Origin of the sequence: Novosphingobium sp., from assembly GCF_032093395.1 — a bacterium.
Classification (GTDB): Bacteria; Pseudomonadota; Alphaproteobacteria; order Sphingomonadales; family Sphingomonadaceae; genus Novosphingobium.
On record NZ_DAMDBA010000028.1, the window covers coordinates 23184 to 30591 of the forward strand.

Sequence of the window (7408 nt, forward strand, 5' to 3'; positions counted from 1 at the left end):
GCCGGCGCCCATGGCACCAGAATTGGAAGCGACTACCGGTACTACCGGCGTCAATCGTATCGTCGCAGCGGCCTTCGGCGTGAAGCTGGTCAGCGACGTTCCAGAGCGGCTCTGCCGCAGCGGAATGCGCCCTTGGCTGGACGGCAAGCGTCGCAGCCGGATCGACAGGATCCGCGCAAGCCGCCTCCTTTTCATCCACGTTCCCAAGAATGCCGGCACCTCTATCTGCGACCGGCTCTATGGCGCGCAGATGAAGCATTGCTCGGCCCGCTACTACGCCAAGGTCGCGCCGGATCTGCTGGGGTTGCCAAGCTTCGCCCTCGTCCGCGATCCCGTCGACCGGTTCCTTTCCGCGTTTCGCTATGCCCGCGCGGGCGGTACTTGCCATAGGACGATCTCTCAGCCGTTCCGGGACGGTTATGCCGGCTTCCGCACGATCGCCGATGCCATCGATCATCTGGCGCGGGCCCGTTCGCCATTCGACGTCGATCACATCTTCCGCCCGCAGAGCTGGTACGTGCTGGATGCCAAGGGCCGCGCCGCCGTCGACCACCTCATTCCCTATGAACGGATAGGTGAGATCGGCAGGCGTCTCGGACGGGACGAACTCTGCACCCTGCCCGCCTTCAACCGCAGCAGCCGATCTGACGAACGGCCGTCCCACCGGGAGCTGGATTTTCTCCATCGCTTCTATGAGGCCGATTTCGCGCTACGGCTCCAGGCGGTCAGCGGTATCCCTGCCGCGACAGGCCGTCCAGGCTTGTCCGAAGGACCGCTTCCCGCGCTGGCCCGGTGACGAGGGCAAAACCAGGCAGTGGGCTAAATCTATGTAAATTCCGACAGGCCTTTCCTACAGGTTCGGTCTGTGCTCCTATGCCGCCCGATGATTGCTTGCCTGCCTCCCCCTCCGCGCCGCTCTTCCCTCCGAACGGGGCCGGACGCCGAGGCCGCCGGAAATTTCCTCTCAGGACCGTGTAAACCGTGTCAACCTGAAGGCCGCACCGCGTGACGGACGCAAGGCCTGCCATGCTGGTGACCGGCGGCGCCAAACGCATTGGCGCGGCCATTGCCCGGATGTTCGGCGCGGCGGGATGGCACGTCGTCATCCACTACGGGCATTCCAGGGAGCAGGCCGAAGCTCTGGCGGCGGAACTGCCCTCGTCAGAGATCGTCAGTTGCGAGCTGAACGACTGGAACGCCGGCCCCGCGATGGTCGAGGCCCTGGCCGCCCGCCTGCCCGACTGGCGCGTGCTGGTGAACTGCGCCGGCATGTTCGATCTCGACACGGCGCAGGCCCTCGATCCGCAAATTTTCGAGAAAGCCATGCGCGTCAACGCCGGAACCCCGGCACGACTTGCACAGGCCTTTCTCGCCCATGCCCGCGCGAAGGGCGGCCGCCGGGTGATCCACGTCACCGACCAGAAACTGCTCAACCCGAACCCGGATTTCTTCTCGTACACCATGAGCAAGCATGCTCTGGCCGCCACCATCCCGATGCTGTCGATGGCGCGCATGCAGGAAGAGGACCGCATTTACGGCCTCGCGCCCGGCGCGATCCTTGCCAGCCACGATCAGACCGACGCGGAAACCGAGGTCTCTCACCGCATGAACCTGCTCGGGCGCAAGACCACGCCGGAAGACGTAGCCTCCGCCGCGCTGTTCCTTTCGCAAGGCTGGCTGGAAAGCGGCGAAACGCTTTACGTCGATTCCGGGCAACACCTCCTCGCGCAGCCCCGCGACGTCCTCTTCCTCGCACGCCAGTAATCGAAACTCCTCCGATGGGGCTCCTTCTCCAACTTTGACGACTACAACGCCTTCGCTTGCCTATATCGCAAGCGAACCCTCTTGCACCGGGCCGAAGCGCCCTTCACAAATGGTTGATGGCAATGGGAATTCTTGATCACTTCCTCCAGCGCGGCGTCCGTCAGGGCGTCCTGGAGGTCGCCCGCCCCGATGGCAGCGTAAAGCGCTTCGGCACCTCAACCCCCGGCTTCCCCGAAGTCCGCATCCGCTTTACGGACAAGGCCGGCGAACGCCGCATCCTCACCGACCCCCGGCTCGGCGCGGCGGAAGCCTTCATGGATGGCCAGCTCGTCGTCGAACAGGGCGACATCATGGAGATGGTCGAACTGATCCGCGCCAACGCCAAGTGGGACAAGGGCGGCGAACTGCATGAACACACCGCATTCAAGAAGCTGAAAGGCAAGGTCGTCACGCTGGTTGACGGCATCAACAAGGCGGCCAGCGCCAAGAAGAACATCGCCCACCACTACGACATCGGCAACGAACTCTATAACCTGTTCCTCGATATCGAGCACATGCAGTACTCCTGCGCGTACTGGCCGGAGCCCGGCATCACGCTGGAGCAGGCCCAGACCGCAAAGCTGGCGCATATCGCCGCCAAGCTGGCGCTCGAACCCGGCCAGCGCGTGCTCGACATCGGTTGCGGCTGGGGAGGCATGGCGATCTATCTGGCCAAGCACGCAGGAGCCTCGGTTCTCGGCATCACCCTCAGCGAGGAACAACTCGCCCTCGCCCGCGAGCGCGCCGAAGCCGCCGGCGTGGCCGACAAGGTCTCGTTCGAACTCGTCGACTACCGCGACCTCGCGGCGCGCGGCGCCAAGTTCGACCGCATCGTCTCGGTCGGCATGTTCGAACATGTCGGACAGGCGCAGTTCGGCCAGTTCTTCAAGGCCGTCGGCAACCTGCTGACCGACGACGGGGTCATGCTGCTCCACACTATCGGCCGCATGGGCAGCCCCGGCTCGACCGACGCCTTCACCCGCAAGTACATCTTCCCCGGCGGCTATATCCCCGCGCTCAGCGAAACGGTGGCCGCCAGCGAGAAGTACCGCCTGATCGCCACCGACGTCGAGAACCTGCGCCTCCACTACGCGCTCACCTTGCGCGAATGGTACAAGCGTTGCGTTGCCAACAAGGAAGCCATCGTCAATCTCATGGACGAGCGGTTCTACCGCATGTGGATTTTCTACCTCGCCGGGGCCACCGCAGCCTTCGAAAGCGGCGGCATGTGCAACTATCAGATCCAGTACGCCCGCAGTCGTCACGCCCTTCCGCTCACGCGCGACTATATCGCCGCGAACGAAGTCGCACTCCTGACCGAATAGCGCCGCACCTTTCCCTCATTGCGCAAGGGGGCGCGTGCTGATAGGCGCGCGTCCCGAATCCACTGCCCTTTCTGCGGAGCCCGCGCCCATGTCCGACAGCATCAAGAAGGTCGTCCTCGCCTATTCCGGCGGCCTCGACACCAGCGTCATCCTCAAGTGGCTCCAGGTCACGTACAATTGCGAAGTCGTGACTTTCACGGCCGATCTCGGCCAGGGCGAGGAACTCGAACCCGCGCGCGCCAAGGCCAAGCTGATGGGCCTGCCGGACGAGAACATCTACATCGACGATCTGCGCGAGGAATTCGTGCGCGATTTCGTCTTCCCGATGATGCGCGCCAATGCCCGCTACGAAGGCGACTACCTCCTCGGCACGTCGATCGCTCGCCCGCTGATCTCCAAGCGCCTCATCGAGATCGCGCAAGAGACCGGCGCCGATGCAGTCGCCCATGGCGCGACCGGCAAGGGCAACGACCAGGTTCGCTTCGAACTCTCGGCCTATGCCCTCGATCCTAACATCAAGGTCATCGCCCCCTGGCGCGAGTGGGACCTGACCAGCCGCACCGCGCTCATCGCCTGGGCCGAACAGCACCAAATCCCCGTCCCCAAGGACAAGCGCGGCGAAAGCCCGTTCTCGACCGACGCCAACCTCCTCCACACCTCGTCCGAAGGCAAGGTTCTGGAAGATCCCTGGGAAGAAACCCCCGACTACGTCTACTCGCGCACCGTCAACCCGGAAGACGCGCCGGACGCACCGGAATACATCACCATCGACTTCGAGAAGGGTGACGGCGTCGCCCTCAACGGCGTGGCCATGAGCCCCGCCTCGCTGCTCACCGCCCTCAACGAGCTGGGCCGCAAGCACGGCATCGGCCGCCTCGACCTGGTCGAGAACCGCTTCGTCGGCATGAAGTCGCGCGGCATGTACGAGACGCCGGGCGGTGAGATCTACGCCCGCGCTCACCGCGGCATCGAACAGATCACGCTCGACCGCGGCGCCGCGCACCTCAAGGACGAGCTGATGCCGAAGTACGCGGAGCTGATCTACAACGGCTTCTGGTTCGCCCCCGAGCGCGAGATGCTCCAGGCCGCGATCGATCACTCGCAGGCCCGCGTGAACGGCACCGTTCGCCTCAAGCTCTACAAGGGCAACGCCTCGGTCGTCGGCCGCAAATCGCCGGACTCCCTCTACTCCGAACGCCACGTCACCTTCGAGGACGATGCCGGCGCCTACGACCAGAAGGACGCAGCCGGTTTCATCAAACTGAACGCCCTGCGACTCCGCCTGCTCGCCCAGCGCGACGCCAAGTAAGAGCGCCGGATTCGGCCATCCGAATCCTTTCAACGTCTTAACGACATCCGGCGGCCCGTTGCCAAAGTGCGACGGGCCGCTTTTGCATGGGTCCCCTTGGCGACGAACTGCCTGTAGGACTCCTCGCCATGACGGGGAAGCACAACCAACCGCATAAAGCCCAGCGCCTTGCGCGCATCGGCTTTGCTCTTGCCACCGCTGCCATGCTGGTAGCGCCTGCCTCCTCGGCTGTTGCCGAGTCGAGGCTGGCGCCCGCAAAGGCCCCCGAGAGCATCGCACCGGCTCCCGCCGCCGTCATTTCGACTGCCGCAGCCACCGCTCCCGTCGCCGCCATCCCGCAAGCGCTTGAGCAGGAAGCCCAGGAATTCGAGGCTATCAAAGGCGGCACTGCCAGCTTCTACGGCCGCGAACTGCGCGGCAACCGTACCGCCAGCGGCGAACGCTTCAACCCGGACGACCTCACCGCCGCCCATCCCTCGCTGCCCTTCGGCACCATGCTGCGCGTCACCAACCCGCGCAATGGGGACTCGGTGATGGTCCGCGTCAACGACCGCGGCCCGTTCCACTCCAACCGCGTGATCGACCTTTCCGAGGCCGCCGCGAAGGAAATCGGCATTGCCCGCATGGGCTCCGGCAAAGTCGAACTCGCCGTCCTCAACGACGGCACCAGCGACGAATAACCCGCGTAAGAATCTGAAAAAAGGCGAGGTCGACGCGGTAACGGAGGGGGTGGGGGAAGCACCGCGCCGACCTTCACAGACGATAACATCGCACCCCGCATCGGGTTCCCGGCCAGATCGGAGATTGCCGGCCCGGCCCTCGATCGCTTGACACACTTTACACGGTCCAGAGCGAAAAAAGCCGCCCCCTCCTCCCTCGGGCCAGCGGCCAGCGACTTGAACTCCATCGGCGGCTCTTCCGCGTCCTCGCCCACGAGCGCATCCACCGCCCCCTCCGCGCGCCGACGCCAGCCATCCCAGTCCCGCGCCGCCGCCTCGCGCCAGAACGCGACGTAAGGCACAGGCTCGTCCTCCGGCCCCGCCTCGCCGTCCTCCAACGCCTCACTCCACACCCGCTCCGCCTCCTCCTGGAGCAAGGCGCCGGCCGCTTCCGCATAGACCTCTCGCGCCGGCGGCAGCACCGCCCCGTTCACCGCGACCGGCACCAGCTCGTCCGGCGCCGCGCCCGAGACCACCGCCAGCACCTCGTCGAACCGCTCCGCCAGATCGCCCGCCGCCTCCGCCGCCCGGTCGAGCCGCGCCAGATGCGCCAGCAGCAGCCGCGCATCATAGCGCCGCCGCACCGCCACCTGCTCGCCGTGATAGAAGACCGGCTCCTCCACCCCGTCCAGAGCCCGCGTCGCCAGCACTTCCTCGACATGCCGCCGCGCCAGCACCAGCGCCGCCTCCCACGCCTTCGCGAAAGCCCTGTCCCGCCGCCGCAACAAGTAGGCCGACTGCCGCGACATCCCCACCGCCGCCGCAGCCGCCCGCACGTCGCCCCCGCCGGAGAGATGATGCAGAAACCGAACCCTCCGCGCAGGAGACCAGCCCGGTTCCTTCCCCACCGCAGGATGGTGGAGGGGCACGCGCGCGTCTTCCGACGCCGGAGAAGAACAGGAAGAAGACAAGATGCGAGGGCCATCGCCCTCGCGCTCCCAGACCTTTTCCCCCACGCCCCGCCGCACCGGAGCGCCCTCCCCGTAAGCCTCCTCACGCCCCCCGCGCGAAAAGGTTTCCCCCGGCAACCCGATATCCCGAGAAGCCGGAATCCACCCCCGCCCGGCAGCGGTGGGATAGGAAGAGTTCGAATGGTCGGACATGGTTCACCCCCGCAGATTGGAGCCAAAGCCCCGACGCAGGTGCGTCGGGGTGAACCGGATCATTTATCGCATGTGGGGAGATGTAGGAAAGTGGTTGGCTGGCCCGTTGCGGACTGACAGGATTAGAGGCGGTACGCGACCATTGCCGTCACTTCAGATAGAATATTGTAGGAATTCACGCATTGTCTACAACTTCAGCGACGGCGACTCCAAGGATACGCAAAAATTCTACAGACGCTTGCACGTCTTCAGAATAAATCGGCCAAAGATCAATGCCTCCAAGAGCTGGATTCACGTCTCCTTCGTGAGCGATCCTATTGCGCAATCCCACAATACTTTTGAGTCTCGCCTTGCTATCGGGTGCGGGAACACCAAGAATTGTGGATATTTTTTCCCAAGGCTTCTCTATTAAAGGCCGCAGGCATTCAGAGAGCTTGTCGGGAGCAACAAACGATTTGTACGAGTTTTCTAACCTTATCTGTTCATCAATGGCAGAAGTCTGCAAAGAGCCTGCCAAAAAACCTGCATCAAACGGTATTTTCAGCCCCGCCGACGATTTCTTCGAGATGAATCTGTGCACCACTTCGGTTCGATATAGGTCATGGATGAAGAGATCGAAAGAACTAACAGCTAGTACTACTGATGAGCGCAAAATGTCATCACAGTCCATCGCCACCGGGGCAGCACCTTTCAGGTAGCGATGGATAGAACAAAGCCCCTGTGCCCGATCGCAGCCATTACTGAAATTTCTCAGCGCACTTTGAACGTGGGACTTCATTAAATCATACTCAAAATTTTCCCTGCCGCCTCCGTATATATTTGATGGAATTTCTCAGCGCTCTCGACCTGATTCTTCGCAACAGACCCAGAATTCATGATGTCGTCGCGTGTCAACTCAAAGACAGGTTTGGAAAGCGACTGGGAAATGGCAATCAGACTATTGAAATCTGGGACTTCTATCAAGAATTCACTCAGCGGCGCTTGAGCGTTTTCGTATGTATCATTGTCCATCAATAAATTCGCGTCTCCCAGAGAAGGGATCAGTAAATCCGTTTTGACGCTAAGGAGTTCATCAAACCATTTTTGGTAAGCGCGCGTAGGGGCGGCTTCCTTACCATCACGCGAGCGAATACGATAGTTTTGTACGAT

The 7408-nt window shown here is 63.1% G+C and carries 7 protein-coding genes; 5 read left to right on the forward strand and 2 right to left on the reverse strand.

All coding sequences use genetic code 11. The features are described from left to right. Nucleotides 1–10 precede the first annotated feature (10 nt). The 5 genes from RT424_RS11485 to RT424_RS11505 all read left to right on the forward strand — a co-directional run bounded on the left by RT424_RS11485 (nt 11) and on the right by RT424_RS11505 (nt 5117). Nucleotides 11–796 carry a sulfotransferase family 2 domain-containing protein gene (locus tag RT424_RS11485; protein ID WP_313437939.1) on the forward strand — a complete coding sequence of 262 codons (786 nt, stop codon included), beginning with the start codon at nt 11–13 and terminating at the stop codon, nt 794–796. 230 nt (nt 797–1026) lie between these two features. Further along, nucleotides 1027–1764 carry an SDR family oxidoreductase gene (locus RT424_RS11490; RefSeq protein WP_313438009.1) on the forward strand — a complete coding sequence of 246 codons (738 nt, stop codon included), beginning with the start codon at nt 1027–1029 and terminating at the stop codon, nt 1762–1764. A 122-nt stretch (nt 1765–1886) separates the two neighbouring features. After that, nucleotides 1887–3128, forward strand: coding sequence for a class I SAM-dependent methyltransferase (locus tag RT424_RS11495; RefSeq protein ID WP_409521482.1), 1242 nt, complete (start codon nt 1887–1889; stop codon nt 3126–3128). Nucleotides 3129–3216: 88 nt separating this feature from the next. Further along, the gene (locus tag RT424_RS11500; protein ID WP_313437944.1) at nt 3217–4437 is read left to right on the forward strand and encodes an argininosuccinate synthase; all 1221 of its coding nucleotides are present in this window, start codon (nt 3217–3219) and stop codon (nt 4435–4437) included. 128 nt (nt 4438–4565) lie between these two features. Next, entirely contained in the window at nt 4566–5117 is a 552-nt protein-coding gene (locus tag RT424_RS11505) for a septal ring lytic transglycosylase RlpA family protein (protein ID WP_313437947.1), read from the forward strand. A 1317-nt stretch (nt 5118–6434) separates the two neighbouring features. Here RT424_RS11505 and RT424_RS11510 read toward each other — a convergent pair. Both RT424_RS11510 and RT424_RS11515 read right to left on the reverse strand, forming a co-directional pair. Next, nucleotides 6435–7037 carry a HEPN domain-containing protein gene (locus RT424_RS11510; protein WP_313437950.1) on the reverse strand — a complete coding sequence of 201 codons (603 nt, stop codon included), beginning with the start codon at nt 7035–7037 and terminating at the stop codon, nt 6435–6437. Beyond that, nucleotides 7037–7408 (reverse strand): hypothetical protein (locus tag RT424_RS11515; protein WP_313437953.1); only part of this gene is annotated, 372 nt, incomplete at its 5' end. The genes RT424_RS11515 and RT424_RS11510, both read right to left, overlap by 1 nt.